Origin of the sequence: Corynebacterium sp. UMB4614 (assembly GCF_030217065.1) — a bacterium.
Classification (GTDB): domain Bacteria; phylum Actinomycetota; class Actinomycetes; order Mycobacteriales; family Mycobacteriaceae; genus Corynebacterium.
Map to the genome: position 1 here is coordinate 56578 of NZ_JASONC010000005.1, position 16578 is coordinate 73155.

The 16578-nt window shown below is 65.8% G+C and carries 13 protein-coding genes and 2 tRNA genes; 4 read left to right on the forward strand and 11 right to left on the reverse strand.

The genetic code is table 11. The features are described 5' to 3' along the window. Window positions 1-29: 29 nt before the first annotated feature. Window positions 30-926 (reverse strand): Bax inhibitor-1/YccA family protein, encoded by an 897-nt coding sequence (locus QP413_RS03675; protein ID WP_284780676.1) that lies wholly within the window; start codon window positions 924-926, stop codon window positions 30-32. A gap of 271 nt (window positions 927-1197) precedes the next feature. On the opposite strand from QP413_RS03675, the gene QP413_RS03680 reads away from it, so the two are divergent. Next, the gene (locus QP413_RS03680) at window positions 1198-2796 is read left to right on the forward strand and encodes a succinic semialdehyde dehydrogenase (RefSeq protein WP_148792085.1); all 1599 of its coding nucleotides are present in this window, start codon (window positions 1198-1200) and stop codon (window positions 2794-2796) included. 122 nt (window positions 2797-2918) lie between these two features. Here the strand turns inward: QP413_RS03680 and QP413_RS03685 are convergent, their stop codons facing one another. Continuing rightward, window positions 2919-3668 (reverse strand): SDR family oxidoreductase, encoded by a 750-nt coding sequence (locus QP413_RS03685; RefSeq protein ID WP_012359845.1) that lies wholly within the window; start codon window positions 3666-3668, stop codon window positions 2919-2921. 75 nt (window positions 3669-3743) lie between these two features. Between QP413_RS03685 and QP413_RS03690 the strand changes: the two genes are divergently transcribed. Next, window positions 3744-4667: a PPK2 family polyphosphate kinase gene (locus tag QP413_RS03690; protein ID WP_284780679.1), complete on the forward strand. Its 924-nt coding sequence runs from the start codon at window positions 3744-3746 to the stop codon at window positions 4665-4667. Window positions 4668-4744: 77 nt separating this feature from the next. On the opposite strand, the gene QP413_RS03695 is transcribed toward QP413_RS03690, so the two are convergent. The 5 genes from QP413_RS03695 to eno all read right to left on the reverse strand — a co-directional run bounded on the left by QP413_RS03695 (window position 4745) and on the right by eno (window position 8536). After that, window positions 4745-4818, reverse strand: a tRNA-Leu gene (locus QP413_RS03695). 31 nt (window positions 4819-4849) lie between these two features. Continuing rightward, the gene (locus tag QP413_RS03700; protein WP_284780681.1) at window positions 4850-5851 is read right to left on the reverse strand and encodes a Ppx/GppA phosphatase family protein; all 1002 of its coding nucleotides are present in this window, start codon (window positions 5849-5851) and stop codon (window positions 4850-4852) included. A gap of 4 nt (window positions 5852-5855) precedes the next feature. Continuing rightward, window positions 5856-6455, reverse strand: coding sequence for a DUF501 domain-containing protein (locus tag QP413_RS03705; protein WP_012359843.1), 600 nt, complete (start codon window positions 6453-6455; stop codon window positions 5856-5858). Window positions 6456-6528: 73 nt separating this feature from the next. Next, window positions 6529-7233: a septum formation initiator family protein gene (locus QP413_RS03710; RefSeq protein WP_284780683.1), complete on the reverse strand. Its 705-nt coding sequence runs from the start codon at window positions 7231-7233 to the stop codon at window positions 6529-6531. Window positions 7234-7258: 25 nt separating this feature from the next. After that, window positions 7259-8536, reverse strand: a complete 1278-nt coding sequence (eno, locus tag QP413_RS03715; protein ID WP_148792083.1) for a phosphopyruvate hydratase — start codon at window positions 8534-8536, stop codon at window positions 7259-7261. A 197-nt stretch (window positions 8537-8733) separates the two neighbouring features. Between eno and QP413_RS03720 the strand changes: the two genes are divergently transcribed. Further along, entirely contained in the window at window positions 8734-9369 is a 636-nt protein-coding gene (locus QP413_RS03720; RefSeq protein WP_148820389.1) for a hypothetical protein, read from the forward strand. Window positions 9370-9401: 32 nt separating this feature from the next. Here QP413_RS03720 and QP413_RS03725 read toward each other — a convergent pair whose 3' ends face one another. From QP413_RS03725 to mfd, 4 genes are all read right to left on the reverse strand, one after another. After that, window positions 9402-10169, reverse strand: a complete 768-nt coding sequence (locus tag QP413_RS03725; RefSeq protein ID WP_012359839.1) for a lytic transglycosylase domain-containing protein — start codon at window positions 10167-10169, stop codon at window positions 9402-9404. A gap of 151 nt (window positions 10170-10320) precedes the next feature. Next, window positions 10321-11004: a metal-dependent transcriptional regulator gene (locus QP413_RS03730; RefSeq protein ID WP_284780684.1), complete on the reverse strand. Its 684-nt coding sequence runs from the start codon at window positions 11002-11004 to the stop codon at window positions 10321-10323. A 10-nt stretch (window positions 11005-11014) separates the two neighbouring features. Further along, window positions 11015-12553, reverse strand: a complete 1539-nt coding sequence (locus QP413_RS03735; protein ID WP_284780685.1) for a MazG nucleotide pyrophosphohydrolase domain-containing protein — start codon at window positions 12551-12553, stop codon at window positions 11015-11017. A gap of 47 nt (window positions 12554-12600) precedes the next feature. Next, complete coding sequence (mfd, locus tag QP413_RS03740; protein WP_284780686.1) at window positions 12601-16350, reverse strand: transcription-repair coupling factor; 3750 nt, start codon at window positions 16348-16350, stop codon at window positions 12601-12603. A gap of 156 nt (window positions 16351-16506) precedes the next feature. On the opposite strand from mfd, the gene QP413_RS03745 reads away from it, so the two are divergent. Further along, window positions 16507-16578, forward strand: a tRNA-Gln gene (locus QP413_RS03745).

The window sequence follows — 16578 nt, forward strand, 5'->3', positions numbered from 1 at the left end:
TCATACGCCCTGGCCCTGTGCTGCTAGCGCTAGTCCCTATTGATGTAAGACAGCAGGCGCAGGATCTCGGTGTAGAGCCAGACCAGGGTCACGGCCAAGCCGAGGGCCACGCCCCAGGCCATCTTGGACGGCGCACCGGCGCGGACGAGGCGGTCGGCGGCGTCGAAGTCCTGCAGGAAGCTCAGCGCTGCCAGGCCGATGCACAGCAGGGAGAAGATCCAGGACAGCGGGGAGCCGTCGCGCAGCGGGCCAGCGCCACCGGTGAACAGGCCGATGAGCATGCTGCCCAGCGCCAGCACCAGTACACCGATCAGTGCGGCGACCATGAACTTCGTGAACTTCGGGGTCACGCGGATCGCACCCGTCTTGTAGACGAAGAGCATGCCCGCGAACACGCCGATGGTGCCCAGGATCGCCTGGCTAATCATGGCGCCAGCGTTGGTGTCCCCCACCGCCATGCCGGTGAGCATGTAGCTAAAGCCACCGACGAACAGTCCCTCGAAGCCTGCGTAAAGCAGGGTGACGACCGGGGAGCCGTACTTCTTCGCGAAGGCGGAGACCAGCACGGTGATGAGGCCACCGATAGCGCCAACCACGGTGAGGATCGAGCCCATTGCCGGATTCGTGCCGAAGATAAAGTAGTTCGCCGCAGCCAGTACGACGATGACGGCCAGCGTGATGCCGGTCTTAGCCACCACGTCGTCCACGGTAATCGGGCGGTCGGCCGGGCCGGCCTGGCCGTAATTCGCGGCGTCCTGCAGCCCGTCCTGGTAGGTCGCGGTGGCAGCGGCACCACGGGCGCTGGTGGCGAACTGGCCGTAGCCGCTGCCCTGCTGTCCGTAACCGGGCTGACCATAGCCCTGGGCCTGCTGGCCCTGGCGGTTCTGGCCGGTCAGCTCAGCCATAAATGGATTAGATTTCTTCACCTGAAAGCCTCAACTTTCGATTCTTCGTCAAAACTCGTTCTTGCTGCCATGCACACACCCAAGCGGTGCGTCTACACGACCCGATCGGAGACCGGGATTCATGTCGGGCGATGTCCCGGCACTGCTGGGGGGCGCCACGACGCTGGTAGTCGGTTAAAAATTCCTACTTCACAATGTACCAACGCAGGTGACGCATTTTTAGTTCCCGACGCTGCGGATTTTCTTTCTCAACCCCCCGCATAGGTTCCTCGACAAAGGTATATTTCCACCCATGACTGCTTTGCGATTCCCCAAGCGACTGTCCCTCGGCGCACTCCCGACAGACTTTCAGGAGGCGCTGCGCGGGCTGTCCGCCAATAAGCTGCCCGCCGATGGCTCCAAGCCCGAGAAGACGATCGACGTCGAGGTTTCCTTTACCGCGGAGCACCTCGGCTGGGTCGGTTCCGGCGATGAGGAGGACGTCCACCGTGCCGTGGGCGCCGCCCGTCAGGCACAGCGTTCCTGGGCTCACGTCCCCTTCTCCGAGCGCAAGGCCATCCTCCTGCGTTTCCACGACGCCGTCCTGAAGAACCGCGAGCTGCTGATGGACATGGTGCAGCTGGAGACCGGCAAGAACCGCGCCTCCGCCTTCGACGAGGTCATGGACGTCGCGAATAATTCCCGTTACTACGCCAATAACGCGGAGAAGATCCTGAGCCCGAAGCGCCGCCGCTCCGCGGTTCCGGTGCTCGCCAAGTCCCGCCAGCACTTCCAGCCGGTGGGCGTGGTCGGCCAGATTTCGCCATGGAACTACCCACTGACCCTGGGCATCTCCGACGCCCTTCCTGCGCTCATCGCAGGCAATGCGGTGGTCGCGAAACCGGACTCCGCGACCCCGTTTACCTCCCTGCTGGTGTTCGGCCTGCTCTTCGAGGCCGGCCTGCCACGCGATCTCGTCCAGTTGGTCACCGGCTCCGGCCGGGTCGTAGGCAGCGAGATCGCCAATACCTGCGACTTCCTGATGTTCACCGGGTCTACCGCCACCGGCAAGATTCTTGGGGCTACCGCGGGCTCCCGCCTGATCGGTTTCTCCGCGGAGCTGGGTGGCAAGAACCCTCTGATCGTCGCGGCGGATGCGAAAATGGATTACACGGTCCGAGGCGTCGTCGATGCCTGCTACTCCAACTCGGGCCAGCTGTGCGTGTCCATTGAGCGGGTGTACGTTGAGCGACCTGTCTACGAGGAGTTCAGCACCAAGTTCGCCGACGCCGTGCGCGCCATGACGCTCGGCCCCGGCTTCGACTGGGAGGTGGCGATGGGTTCGCTGGCCTCCCAACAGCAGCTGGATACGGTCACCAGCTACGTGGATGACGCTGTCGCCAAGGGCGCGCGAGTTCTCGCGGGCGGCAAGGCTCGCCCGGACCTGGGCCCCTACTTCTACGAGCCCACCGTTCTCGCGGATGTCCCTGCCGACGCGAAGCTGCGCACCGAGGAGGTCTTCGGTCCAGTCGTCTTCGTCGAAGTCGTCGACGACCTGGTGGCTGCGGTCAATGCCGCCAACGACACCGTCTATGGTCTCAACGCCTCCGTCTTCGCCAGCCCCGAAACCGGGCACCGCATCGCCCCGCAGATCCGAGCAGGTTCCGTCTCCATCAACGACGGCTACACGGCCGCATGGTCGGCCATCGACAACACCAGTGGCGGCATGAAGGACTCCGGCATGGGCGGCCGCCACGGCGCGGCCGGGCTGCTGAAGTACACCGATAGCCAGAACATCACCGAACAGCGGTGGATGTCGATGCGTGGCCCGGAGAGCCTGGGCGCGAAGGCCTACGCGCGCATCATGAGCAGCGCACTGCTGGCCGGCAAGAAGCTGCGCATGCTGCCCTAATTTCGCCGCACACACGCGCGCCGACCCTCCCCGACGGGATTCTTTCCCCGGGGAGGGTTTCTTGATGGAGCACCAGCTCCCCAAGAAGCATTCGCGGCGTTATCAGCAGCGGTTCCACACCCTTACTTGACGACCGGGCGCACGCTCACGGTCTCCAGGCAGGCCTCAGGTCCCATCTCCGCGGCCAGCCGCACCGCGGCGGCGATGTCCTCCGCGCGGACATAGACACCCGGGTCATAGTTGGCGTTCCCCGCTTGGGCCTGCAGCTCGCGCTGCATATCCGAGTCCACCTTCCCGGGGTGGACGGAGCTCACCCGCACCTTCCCCCGCTCCTCCTCACGCAGGGCGTCCGTGATCGCCTTGAGCGCGAACTTCGAGGCCGCATAGGGCCCGTAGCCAGGGCCGGAATTGTGCCCCGCCCCGGAGTTGATGGCGATCACCATGCCTTGTGCCTCACGCAGCGCCGGCAGGAGCAACCGCGTGAGCTCGGCGACGGCGATGACGTTGACGTCGAGCACCTCCCGCCACATCTGAAACGGTGCCTCGGCGATGGGTGCATGCCCCGTCACGCCCGCGGAGTGCACCAGCAGGTCGAGACGCTGCGGGGCGACGTCGGAAGAAAAGACCTCCCCCAACGCCGCCGGATCGGACAGGTCCGCGGCGATCACCTGGGCGTCCGGGAAAGCCTCCCGCAGGTTTCGCGCGGAAGTCTCCGACGAGCAGCACAGAATGAGCCGGTGATCGCGGGAAAGGTCATCGGCGATCGCCCGGCCAATGCCGCGGGACGCTCCGGTAATCAGCGCCAGCGGCCAGTTGCTCCTGCCGGTCGTGGAATGGTCCTGGTCCAAAGCTGCGTTATCCATGCTCACCATGCTAATAAGCAGCCTGCGAGCTGCACCATCCCCGTCAAGCTGAGCAAAGCCACCGGAGCCGCTAAACTTGGGGTTATGAGCTTTGGAATGAACAACGCTCTCGGGCTGCGCGCGCCCAAGGGCAACATCGACCTCAAGTCATTCAACCCTCGCGAAACCCCGGGGGTGAGGGGCAAAGGCGAGAAGTTCGAGAAGCGGGTCAACAAGGCCTATAAGAAGATCGCCGAAGAGCTGCGCGCCGAGCAGGCCAAGCTCTACGCGAACGGTGCCAGCGACGAGCAGGTCGGCAGCATCCTCATCATCCTGCAGGGCGTGGACGCCTCCGGTAAGAGCGGTGCCACCAACGCCATCTTGCAGGCCGTGTCCCCGCAGGGCGTGAACGTCGCCACCTTCGCCGAACCAGTCGAGTCGATCGACGACACCGACAACCGCGACTTCCTTGCCCGCATCCGCCGCGAGTTGCCAGGTAACGGCGAGATCGCGATCTTCGACCGCTCCTACTACGAGGATGTTCTGGTCTCCCGCGTGGAGGGGCTCAGCGACGTCGAGGAAATCGACCGCCGCTACGACGCCATCCGTCGCTTCGAGAAGCAGCTCGAGGCCGACGGCACCCGCGTCATCAAAATCTTGCTGCACATCTCCCCGCAGTTCCAGACCAAAAACTTCCTCTCCCGCCTGCGCAACCCGGCGCAGCGCTGGCGCTACTCCCCCAGCGATCTCAGCGTGCAGAAGAAGTGGGATGAATACCACGAGGCCTACGCCCGGGCCATCGAGAAGACCAACGACGTCGCCCCGTGGTACATCATCCCTAGTGATAAGCAGGACTACGCCCGCCTGGTCGTGCGCTACCTGCTGCTCAACGAGCTGCGGAACATGAAGCTGGAGTGGCCAGAGGTGGACTTCAACCTCGAGAAGCAGCTGAAGAAGGTCGAGAAGGCCGCCGTCAAGGCCGAAGAAAAGGCTGCCAAGGAAGACGAGAAGGCAGCAAAGAACGACTAGTGGCGGCGGCGCATAGCCACCGGCACCAATAACGAAGCCAGGCGGGAGAAATGCTCTCCGGCCTGGCTTTTGTTTTGTGCCCCCAGTCGGACTCGAACCGACACTGCGCGGATTTTAAGTCCGCTGCCTCTGCCAATTGGGCTATAGGGGCTAGTGCCCGCGCGCACTACCGCGCGCGGATTTTAGGCACCGTTGCGGCGCATAACTTTTGCCAACATACCATCGAGGATGTCTTTCTCACTGATCGTGATCTCCTCGACGCCGAGGGCCATGAAGCGGCTGGCTACCGCGTCGATGACCACCGCGCCACCGCCAACGACGTCCGCGCGGCCGGGGTGCATGGGACCGCACTCGAGTCGCTGGTCGACGGTCTTATCCCGCAGGTCGATGGCAGTATTCCGGAACGTGCGCAGCGGCAGTCGGCTCAAGTGGATCTTCTCCGGCTGGTAGCTATCCAGCCCCTGGGTGATCGCGCTGAGGGTGGTCATGGTCCCGGCCACGCCCACCAGGCGAGTCACGCCAGTGAGGTCAACGTGCTCCTCCACCTCTCGGAGCTGCTCGGCGACGAAGTCCTCCGCCGCGGCGATTTCCTCCGCGGTCGGCGGATTGCTGTGCAGGTAGCGCTCAGTGAGCCGCACGCAGCCCATGTTCGCGGAGTAGGCCTCGACGGTCCCGGTGTCCGCGACGGCGCCGTCGGCGTCGACGTCGTGGACGACGAACTCGGTGGAGCCGCCGCCCAAGTCGATGACGCAGATGCGCTCCGAGGTTCCGGACGGCAGGTCGGCCACTGCCCCGGCGAAGCTCAGCTCGGCCTCCTGTTCGCCGCTGATGACCTCAGCCTGCCGGCCATCGACGATGCGGCCCAGGTGGCGGGCGGTGATGGCGAAAAACTCATCGCGGTTCTTCGCATCACGGGTAGCGCTCGTCGCCCCCATCATTACGTCCTCGACGTGGTGCTCCACCATGCGCTGGGCGTAGGTGGCCAGGGCGTCGTCGACGCGTTGGAGGGCCTCTGGCGCGAAGCCCCCGGTAGCGTCCACCCCCTGGCCGAGCCGGACGATGATGTTATCCCGGTTAAGCTCTGTCAGGGTGCCGTCCGCCGCCCGCTCGGAGATGAGCAGGCGGATGGAATTCGTTCCGCAGTCGATCGCGGCGAAGCGGCGTGGGGCGTCGGGCTGAGCCATGCGTCTAGCTCCTCTGGTCTCGTTCGCGCTCGGGCAGGAACATACCGGTGTTCTCCGCACCCTCCACGGTCGTGGCCTGGACGAGGGAGATGCCCAGTTCCTCGGAGGTCGGCCAATCGGCCGGGATCGCGGTGCCGGACAAGCTCGGATCGTGTTCCACGGCCAGAGCCACGGTCTCGGTCCCGAGCCGCAGGCGTTCCGGCCCCTCGGCCAGCGCATAGGCCATGAGAACGTGCAGGCACTTCACCCGATCGGGCATGCCGCCGCCCGAGAACTCGGTGCCGAGGTCCTCCATTGCGTTGCGAGTGGCCAGGTAGTGTTCGTGGGCAGCCTGATAGTCCCGCTGCAGGCCCTCATCAGTGCTGAGACGTTCCTGCATTGTCTTCATGACGCCGGCGACCTCCAAGCGGCTGGCCTCTGCGGTCAGGCGGGGGTCGGTGAGGTAGTACAGCGTCGGGAACGGGGTGCCGTCCGGCAGCCTGGGGTGGGTCTTCACGACGGCGGGCTGGCCGTCCGGGGTTCGGTAGCTGACCTCCACCGCGCCGCGCGGCTCTCGGCCGAGCTGGGCGGCCATGATATCCAGGTCTTCACGACTGACCGTCATTCATTCTCCTCTTGAAAAAGCCCGGGGCCTGGGTTTTCCCAAGCTCTTCCGCGGGGTGTGCCGTCTCCGGCGATTATGGCTGGTTGTCGGGCAGAATCGGAAGTTTCATATCGCCGCTTGGCTGCACGCCACCCTCGGGGCTGCCGCCGGAGTCCTGCTCCTCGCTCTGCCCGGCAGGAGCGCTGCCAGCATCGCCCGGCGCTGCCTCGCCAGGTTCGACCGCCACGGAATCCCACAGCTTCTTAAACCACGGGCTGTTCTCGTATTCCTGCTCCGACGGGCTCTTTCCTGCCCCGGGGGCGTCCTCCCCTGCAGCGCCGGTGATTTTCGGCGAGATGATGCGGTAGGCGGACTCGCCGGGCTCGATGACGCCGAGTCGGATGCGCGCCTGTTCCTTGAGGTAGTCCTCGTTCTCGAAACGGTTGAGTTCCGCCTGGAGCTCTGCCTTGTGGCGTTCCTGCTCTTGAATAGTGCTCTGCAGCTGGGCAAGCTCCGTGCGCTGCTCGTAGTAGTTACGCAGCGGGGTGGCCAGGGACAGGGCCATGAGACCGACCACCAGGATCACGACGATCGCGGCACCGGGGCTCATTCGGGACGGCAGGGCGACGAATCGGCGAGCCACGCGTTGAGGTGCTTGCCGCATCCGACGACGCCGGGCCTGATTGCGCTCCATAGAGCGGGCCTGTGGCAGGCGCTGGCCCGCAGAATCCGCGTTCGCCCCACCACGCTGGTCACTGCCAGCGGGGAGGGGCGAGTTATCGCGGGAGGGGTGGGTCATAACGGGCTATTCTAGTCCGCTCGTCCTAGTTCTTGAAGCGCGGGAAAGCGGAGCGGCCGGCGTAGACTGCTGCGCCCTCCAGGTAGCGCTCGATGCGGAGCAGCTGGTTGTACTTCGCCACGCGCTCGGAGCGGGCCGGGGCACCGGTCTTGATCTGGCCGCAGTTCAGAGCGACCGCCAGGTCGGCGATGGTGGTGTCCTCGGTCTCGCCGGAGCGGTGGGACATCATGGTGCGGTAGCCGTTGCGGTGTGCCAGTTCCACGGCGTCGAAGGTCTCGGAAAGGGTACCGATCTGGTTCACCTTGACCAGCAGGGCGTTGGCCGCGCCACGGTCGATGCCCTCCTGCAGGCGGGACGGGTTAGTGACGAAGAGGTCGTCGCCAACGATCTGGATCTTGTCGCCGAGCTTCTCGGTGAGGGTGACATAGCCCTCCCAGTCGTCCTCGTCCAGCGGATCCTCGATGGAGACAATCGGGTACTGCTCGACCAGGTCAGCGTAAACCTCAACCATCTCGGCGGAGCTGTGCTTACCGCCCTCGAAGTTGTACACACCGTCCTCGTAGAACTCAGAGGAGGCGACGTCCAGCGCCAGGGCGACGTCCTCGCCCAGGGTGTAGCCAGCCTTCTCGATGGCCTCGACGATGAGGTCCAGGGCCGCCTTGGTGGACTCGACGGACGGAGCGAAGCCGCCCTCGTCACCCAGGCCAGTGGACAGGCCCTTGGCCTTAATGACGGCCTTGAGGCTGTGGTAAACCTCGGCACCGACCTGCAGCGCCTCGGCGAAGGTCTCCGCGCCGATCGGTGCGATCATGAACTCCTGGACGTCCACGCCGGAGTCCGCGTGTGCGCCACCGTTCAGGATGTTCATCATCGGAACCGGCAGGACGTGGCCGTTCGGACCACCGACGTAGCGGAAGAGCTCCAGGCCAGCAGAGTCAGCGGCCGCGTGGGCTACGGCCATGGAGACGCCGAGCAGGGCGTTGGCGCCCAGACGGGACTTGTTCTCGGTGCCATCGAGCTCCAGCAGGGTCTGGTCGATGAGGCGCTGGTCGTCAGCCTCCAGGCCAGCCAGGGCGTCATCGATCTCGGTGTTGACGAAATCGACAGCCTTGGCAACGCCCTTGCCCAGGTAGCGATCTCCGCCGTCGCGCAGCTCGTGCGCCTCGTGCACGCCGGTGGACGCGCCCGAAGGCACGGCGGCACGGCCCATCGAACCGTCGTCGAGGATGACCTCGACCTCGACGGTGGGGTTACCGCGGGAGTCCATGATCTCCAGCGCGCTGACGTTAAGGATTCCGGCCATCTGTGTCTGCCTCCTAGGCACATTCGACGTTGCTTTGACCACTGGCGTGGACGGGCTGAGCCGGGCACCTTCGCACCGGCCCCGGACCCGAAAGCCAGGAACTATTCTAGCCGCCTCTATTTTGCCATGCGCCCGCCACCGGACCGCCGATCGACCCACACGGTCGCCCCCGAGCCGGGTTCTGCCACAATGGGGCCATGAATCAGATCGTAGATGCTGTGAATAAAGTGTCCCCCACCACCGAGAAGGTCATGAACGATTCGGTGACCTTCTCCCCTCGTCGCTGGAAGTCCGGCTGGCCGTTCCACCTGCGCCACGTCCCGCCCTTCCGGGATGACGCCACCGCCTCCATCACGCGTGCGGAAGTGTTTCGCTTCGCGGAGGGCGCTGTCGCCTCCGGCTACGCCCGGGAGCGGGTCATCGACTTCATCGGTGCTGCCTTCGCCTACGGGGCGGGCCAGTCCCAGGCGGTGCTGCCGCTGCAGCAGTTCCTGCGCAACAAGGCCAAGGCCGCCAGCCTGCTCAAGACGATCCCGGCCCTGGAGTCCAAGGAACCGGCAGCGCAGTACGAGGCGCTGACGAGCATCGGCCTGCCGGCGAAGTTCGCCTCCTACGTCGCCTACTTCCTGGCCGGCCCGCAGGCGGCTGGCGAGGATAAGCCGCTCGTGATCTGCTCCAATCGCGCGAAGATCGCAGGCCTGGAGAAGGATTCCGACTGGTCCGCCGCGGACTACGGCACCTACCTCGCCGCGATCCGCGAGGCTCGCGACAGCGTCGACCCGGAGCTGCCGCTCGACGCCGTCGAATGGGCTATGCGCGAGTCGGTGCGCTAAACCGCGCCCTTAGGCCAGCCCCTAACAGCGCGCTAAATGACGCTGGCGGACTGGCCCAGCGCGTAATTCGCCGCGGCGTCACGGACGTCGCGGACGTACTGATCCGACTGGTTATAGGAGCGGATCGCCTGCGTCCACCCCTCCGGGGTGCTCAGGTCACGGCCGAAGTCACACAACAGGCGGGCGGCAGCGGCGGCTGCATCATCGATGTTCTGCGGATCCGCCACCCCATCGCCGTTGGCGTCCACGCCGTAATGCTTCCAGGTCTCGGGGATGAACTGCATCGGCCCCATCGCGCGGTCGAATTCCTTATCCCCGTCAAGCTCGCCGCCGTCCGTGTCCTCGATGCGGGCGAACTTCTCCCCGTTGAGCTGGGGGCCGAAGATCTTCGGATCCGCGGTTCCCTGATCATTGAGCTTCGTGCCACGCAGGGTCCAGCCGGCATAGGAGCCGTGCTTGGTTTCCACAAAGCCCAGGCCAGCGAGGGTATTCCAGCTCAGCTTGCACTCCGGTTTGGTTTGGCGAGCGATGTTCTCTGCATTCCCGTAGGCAATCAGCGCTTGGTAGGGAATGTTCGTCTCCGACACCTGACCCCGCGCCCAGCGGGCCAGCTGGTTCGCGGTGCGCCCCGGCTGATGAATATCAATGGTCGGTGCAGGTGCCGCGGCGGCGGGCGGGACGTCGTCCGGAATGGGAAGGCGATTGGCCTTGATCGGTGAGTTTCCGGTGAAGGCAGCCACCAGAAAGCCGACCAGGGCGATGATGCTCAGCAGGGCGACCACGACGACGCCGCAGCCCATCACAGCGCACCCGGAGCGGCGACGGCGTGGGACCGAGGCCGCGGGCTCGTAGCGGTTGTGATTCACAGGACTTCCTTCCCGCTGGCGCGCTGAAAAGCGCCCTTGCGGCGTGCGTTGGGCATGGGCAAAGAATGATACCGGCGGTGGCGGGCTACGCGGGCCGGATACACCGAACCGCGGATAACTGCGCGGCGGGCAGGGACACCACCGAACCGGATCGCGTACCGGACACGATACTGAATTCAGCGAGCGCTTCGAAAGGCCGGGGGTCGACGCGGATGTGAACCCCCGGGGTCACGCCACTGCCCTCCAGGTGACGGAGCAGGTCAGGGTCAGAGTCGGAGACCCGCTCGACGCACAGCACATCGCCGACTGCCGCCTCGGAGAGGGGGAAAGATTCGGTTTCGGGGAGCTGACCCGCCGCGTTCGGGATCGGGTCACCGTGTGGGTCCCGGTCTGGGTAGCCCATCAGCTCGTCGATGCGGGCGAGGAATTTCTCGCTGACGGCGTGCTCGAGTTCTTCGGCCTCATCGTGGACCTCGTCGAGGGAATAGCCCAGCTCGCGGCAGAGGTAGGTTTCGATCAGCCGGTGACGGCGCACCATCTGAATCGCGAGCTCATGACCCAAATCCGTCAGGGAAATGGGCGCGTAGGGGCGGTGGTTGACCAGCCCCTGGGCGGCCAACCGCTTCACAGCCTCGGAAGCGGTGGAGTTCTGTTGGCCGACCTTGGCAGCAAGCTGGGTCAGCCCCACCCCGGTGCCGCTCCACTCCTGAACGTCAAAGATCGCCTTGAGATAGTCCTGCGAGCGGGAAGGGAGATCGGAAAGGCGCACGGCGAAGGCTCTAGCGTCCCATGCGGTCGAGCTGCTGGCGGAAGTTCTGAACCGCCTTGAGCAGGCGGTCCTCTGCCCCGCCTGGCTCGTCGAGTTCGAGGCCGACCATCGGGTAACGGATATCCGTCGGAATGTCTGCGTCTCGCAGGCCACGCTCGCGGGCCTCGCGGATGATCTCATCGGCTGCGGACAACGCAGAGGTATGGCGCGGTTGAGCAGGCTGGGCGGTTGCGGCCCGCTGGGCGACTGGGGCTGGCTGACCCGCCCGCTGCGGCTGTGCCTGAGCCTCCTGCGTCGGCTGCGCCTTGGCGCCCTGCGTGGCCTGGGCCCTATGAGCGGCCGGGCTGCCCTGCTTCGCCGAAGCCCCCTGGCCAGCGTTGCCGGCCTGCTCAGTGGTTTGCGCACCCAGCGGGCCACGCTGCGACTGACCAGCCTGCTGCTTCAGCTCGGCCTTCCGATCCAGGTAATCGCGGAAGGCCGGGCCATGCGCCTCGCGCTTGCGCTGCTCCTGCGCTTCCTTACCAGCACGCCACAGCTCGTTTTGCTCCTGAATACCCACCGCGCGCTCGACGTCCTCGAAGAGGTACGGTGCACGATCACGCAGCTTCGCCACGAACGAGCCAGCCACATGCCCGATGTCGAAGGCACCACGGCGGTTCGCAATCTCCGCGTGGAAGAGGACCTGCAGCAGCACGTCCGAAAGCTCCTCGCAGAGGTCCTGCTCAGCCCACTCAGGCGCCTCGCCATCACCATCGGCCTTGTCTTCGGAGCCCACGGCGGCGAGAACATCCCGCAGCTCGATGGTGCTCGCCAGCTCCTCAGTCTCCTCCCGCAAGAAGGGCACAAGGTCGGCGTGGGTCATGGACTGCTCCCACTTGCCCTGGCGCAGCGCGCGAGCCATCAGCGCCACGGCGTCCTCAATCTCGTCCATGACAGATTCAGGCACCTCGGTGCGCGCAGTGCGGCGACTACCCGCCACGGCGGCCGTGTGCTCGTCGGCGGAAAGAACCTCGCCCTCAACGAAGCCCTCGCCGCTATAGGCAGCCGAGGCCGCCGCGTCGGCGGCGTAGTCTTCATCCCCCTGCTGGGCGCTCGGCTGGTGGTACAGATGCGCAGACTGCTGATATGCGTCGTCCACGGCATCGGCGTACTGCTGATAAGACTCCAGCGCCTCCGCCGGGTCCTGCTCCCCCATCCCAGACATCGCCTGGCCAATTGCCTCTGCGGAGGGCAGCGCGGGTGTGTGCGCCGGGGCGAGCTCGCCGGAATCCCGCGGCCCGATCTCCCGATCTGGGGAGAGGTGCACCAGCAGGCTCGGAGCAGCCAATAGCTCGTCGCCCTCCTCGATCCGTTCGATGACCAGGTCGTTTCGCAGATCGGTGGTGACGAGAACGTCGGACTCGTACACCGTGTGGCCGCCGAGGTCGCCGATGACCCAGCGGATGCGGATCGGCACCTCCTCCGTATAGGAAACCTTGCCACTGAGCAGGGTCACGGCGTCGACGGGAATCATCGAGGGGAATCGAGGATCGAGGAGTACGACTGTCATGGGGCTAAAGTTTACGCTAGTGACTCGGAAGTTTTCGCACCGAGGGGCTAACGCGTCGGGGCGCTACCTCCGCTGATGTCCCGTTCCGGGATGCCAGCCAGCTGGGTGAGAGCATTCGCACACCACTGGGCCAACGGCACATCCCGCAGCGCGACCGCCCGCATCCCCGCACCCTCCTTCGGCGCCGGAATAACCACGACCTTAGTGGTCGCCCGGTACGTCGCCCCCGGGAATAGACGCTTCAATCGCACCTGGCCGGAGTCCTGCAAATCGATGGGGCTGAAGCTGATGCGAGAGCCCGTCGCCACGACCTCCGAGACCCCCAGGTCACGGCAAACCAACCGCAGTCGGGACAGCACCGCGAGGTTAGTCACCTGGGCCGGCGGCTCGCCGTAGCGGTCCCGGAACTCGGTGAGCACCTCCTCAATCTGGTCCTCATCCTGCGCTTCGGCAAGCTTGCGGTAGGCCTCCAGTCGGAGTCGCTCGGAGGCCACGTAGGTCACCGGGATGTGAGCATCCACCGGCAGGTCAATACGAATCTCCTTCTTCTCCTCCTCGCGCCCGTCCACCGGCTTGCCGTCCGCCATCGCACGGAAGGCCTCCACTGCCTCACCGACAAGCCGGACGTAGAGGTCGAAGCCCACCCCCGCAATGTGCCCCGACTGCTCGGCGCCCAACACGTTGCCGGCGCCACGCATCTCGAGGTCCTTCATCGCGACGGCCATACCCGCGCCGAGCTCGTTGTTCTGCGCGATGGTGGACAGTCGGTCGTAGGAGGTCTCGGTGAGAACCTCGCCCTTCGGATAGAGGAAGTAGGCATAGGCCCGCTCCCGGGACCGACCCACGCGCCCGCGCAGCTGGTGCAACTGGGATAGGCCCATGTGGTGGGCGTTCTCCACGATCAGGGTGTTGGCATTCGAGATGTCCAAGCCGGTCTCCACGATGGTGGTGCACACCAGGATGTCGAACTCCCGGTTCCAGAAGCCCTCCACGGTGGTTTCCAGCTGTTCCTCGCTCATCTGCCCGTGGGCGACCACGACCCGGGCTTCGGGCACAAGGCTGCGGATGTGCTCCGCCGCCTTCTCGATGGATTTCACCCGGTTGTGGATGTAGAACACCTGACCGTCACGCAGCAGCTCGCGGCGGATCGCGGCGGCGACGTGCTTGTCCTCCTGGGCACCGACGTAGGTCAGCACCGGATGACGGTCCTGCGGCGGGGTAAGGATGGTCGACATTTCGCGGATGCCAGCCATGGACATCTCCAGCGTGCGTGGGATCGGAGTAGCGGACATGGTCAGGACGTCCACGTGGGTGCGCAAGGACTTGATGTGCTCCTTGTGTTCCACGCCGAAGCGCTGTTCCTCGTCGACGATGATGAGGCCCAGGTTCTTCCAGGTCACGCCGGTCTGCAGCAGGCGGTGGGTGCCCACGACGATGTCGATGGTCCCCTCGGCCAGCCCCTTGAGGATCTCCTTGGACTGCGCAGGGGTGGTGAACCGGCTCAGCTCCGCGATGCGCGTCGGGAAGTCCTGCATCCGCTCCCGGAAGGTCTTCATGTGCTGCTGCGCGAGCAGCGTCGTCGGGACGAGGACGGCGACCTGCTTGCCGGATTGGACGGCCTTGAAGGCGGCACGCACCGCGACCTCCGTCTTGCCGTAGCCCACATCACCCACGATGACGCGGTCCATCGGCACCGGCTTTTCCATGTCGGACTTCACGGCCTCGATGGCGTTGAACTGGTCCTCGGTCTCGGTGAAGGGGAAAGCCTCCTCCATCTCCCGCTGCCACGGGCTATCCGGGGCGAAGGCGTAGCCCGGCGCGGCTTGGCGCTGGGCGTAGAGCTGCACGAGCTCCCCGGCGATTTCCCGGACGGCCTTGCGGGCTTTGCGCTTGGTGTTCTTCCAGTCCGCACCACCCATCTTGGATAGGGCCGGCTTCTCCCCACCGACGTAGCGGGACAGCAGGTCGAGCTGGTCCATGGGGACGTAAAGCTGGTCGCCTGGTCCACCCCGCTTGCTGGGTGCGTATTCGAGGACGAGGTATTCGCGACGGGAGGCGTCCGCACCCTTGCCGACGGTGCGCTCGGTCATCTTCACAAACTTGCCGATGCCGTGAGAATCGTGGACCACCAGGTCGCCGGGCTCCAGGGCCAGTGGATCCACGCGGTTGCGGCGCTTGGCTGGCTTGCGCTTACCGGTCGCCGCCGCCTCCACGCGGTTGCCGGTGACGTCCGTTTCGGTCAGGAACAGCAGGCTGGGGTGCTCTCCCCCCGCCATCGGGAAGACGAGGCCCTCGTGGGCGACCGCGTGGTAGATGCTGACCTTCTTCGGCGCCGGCTCCTGGTCCGGGGTCGCCTTGGATGCGGCCTGACGGCCGATGCCGCGCTGGCCGCGCAGGTCCACCCCCACGGCCTCTGCGGCGATGCCTGCCTCGTGGAAGCGGCGCAGCATGCGGGCAGCGACGGTGGGTGTTGGGGCGGCGAAGGCAACCCGACCGCCGGCCTCCACGCGGGTGCGGATATCGGCCATCATGTGCTCGATGGCCTCCATCTCGCCGCGGGGCTGGGGCGCGGCATCGTAGTCGAGAAGGAGGGCGTCGCCGTCGAAGCCCTCGTCGGAGTCAAGCATGCCGAGCGGGGACAGTGTCCACCACGGCCGGTCCAATGCCGTCTGGGCATGTCGGGCAGCGGCGACGGACACGTAGGCCACGCCGTCAGCGGGAGCGTTCGCCCCCATGGCCGCGGCCTCCCAGCCGGCCTCGAGGAATTGCTCGCCGGTCTCCTTCAGGTCTGCGGCGCGGCGCTCGACAGCGGCCGGGGCAAGCACGATGGTGTGCGTGCCCTCCGGCAGGAATTCCGGCAGGAGCTTCAGCTCACCGTCGTGGAGGCTCGGGATCAGTGTCTCCATGCCGGGCACGACGATCTTCTCGCTGATCTTGTGGTACACATCCGCCAGCTCAGCATGGCTGGCGTGTTCTTTAGCCAGCTGCCCGGCGCGGGTGGCCACGGAGTCGGTGATGAGCAGCTCGCGGGCTGGGTAGACGGTGACCTCGTCGAGCTCCACCCCGGGGATGGTGCGCTGATCGCCGACGCTGAAGGGGCGGATGTCGGAGACCTCGTCGCCCCAGAATTCCACGCGCACGGGCAGCTCTCCCGTGGCCGGGAAGACGTCGAGAATGCCACCGCGCACCGCGAAGTGCCCGCGCTTGGCGACCACGTCCACCGCGGAGTAACCGCGCTCCACCAGCTCGTGCTGGATCTGTTCGAAATCCACCTCCTGGTCGACGGCGAAGTGGACGGGAGTTACGGCACCGAGGCTGTCCTGGATGGGCTGCACCAACGTGCGCACTGGCGCGACAACCACCCGAATATGGGTATCGGACTCCCCCAGCTCGCCGGCGGTCTGCCGGTGTAGGCGGCGGAGCACCTTCATCCGCTGGGAGACGGTCTCCACGTTCGGGGAGATCCGCTCGTGCGGCAGGGTCTCCCAGGCGGGCATGAGCTCCACCTCGTCGCCCAGCATGGCCTTGAGCTGCTCGGTGAGATCCTCGGCCTGCCGGGCGGTCGCCGTGATCACCAACACCGGAGCGTGCTGGGCAATCGTACCGACGGCGAAGGGCCACACCGCGTCCGGGCCCTGGATCGCCAACTGCGCGGCACCGACATGGGTGACCAGGCCCTTGAGCTTCGAGTCGCGCGCGGCGGCCCGCAGCACACCCGACAGCGCGGGAGCCGCGTGCCCCTTATTCCCTGGTGCGGACGTATTTTGGCTTGCCGATGGGCGGACCGTGGTACTCATAGCGCCCCAGTGTAGCCGTGGGGGCAGACACCCCCGCGCCTAGCCTGCACCGTCCCGTTGCCGTGGCGCTTCGGTGATTTTCCACCCGCCGTGTGGCATGGGGTAGGGTGTTAAGCCGTTAGCGTCATCCTGCGGGATCTTCGACGACTAGCGTTTTCCCCCATGGTGTAATTGGCAACACTGCGGTTTTTGGTACCGTCATTCTAGGTTCGAGTCCTGGTGGGGGAG

Excerpts from the sequence above, each read along its gene's own strand:
- QP413_RS03685 (WP_012359845.1), bottom strand. The coding sequence starts at position 3,668 with ATGGTGAGCATGGATAACGCAGCTTTGGACCAGGACCATTCCACGACC.
- QP413_RS03700 (WP_284780681.1), bottom strand. The coding sequence starts at position 5,851 with ATGGCTCAGCCCGACGCCCCACGCCGCTTCGCCGCGATCGACTGCGGA.
- QP413_RS03680 (WP_148792085.1), top strand. The coding sequence starts at position 1,198 with ATGACTGCTTTGCGATTCCCCAAGCGACTGTCCCTCGGCGCACTCCCG.
- QP413_RS03710 (WP_284780683.1), bottom strand. The coding sequence starts at position 7,233 with ATGACCCACCCCTCCCGCGATAACTCGCCCCTCCCCGCTGGCAGTGAC.
- QP413_RS03705 (WP_012359843.1), bottom strand. The coding sequence starts at position 6,455 with ATGACGGTCAGTCGTGAAGACCTGGATATCATGGCCGCCCAGCTCGGC.
- QP413_RS03690 (WP_284780679.1), top strand. The coding sequence starts at position 3,744 with ATGAGCTTTGGAATGAACAACGCTCTCGGGCTGCGCGCGCCCAAGGGC.
- eno (WP_148792083.1), bottom strand. The coding sequence starts at position 8,536 with ATGGCCGGAATCCTTAACGTCAGCGCGCTGGAGATCATGGACTCCCGC.
- QP413_RS03735 (WP_284780685.1), bottom strand. The coding sequence starts at position 12,553 with ATGACAGTCGTACTCCTCGATCCTCGATTCCCCTCGATGATTCCCGTC.
- QP413_RS03720 (WP_148820389.1), top strand. The coding sequence starts at position 8,734 with ATGAATCAGATCGTAGATGCTGTGAATAAAGTGTCCCCCACCACCGAG.
- mfd (WP_284780686.1), bottom strand. The coding sequence starts at position 16,350 with ATGAGTACCACGGTCCGCCCATCGGCAAGCCAAAATACGTCCGCACCA.
- QP413_RS03725 (WP_012359839.1), bottom strand. The coding sequence starts at position 10,169 with ATGGGCTGCGGCGTCGTCGTGGTCGCCCTGCTGAGCATCATCGCCCTG.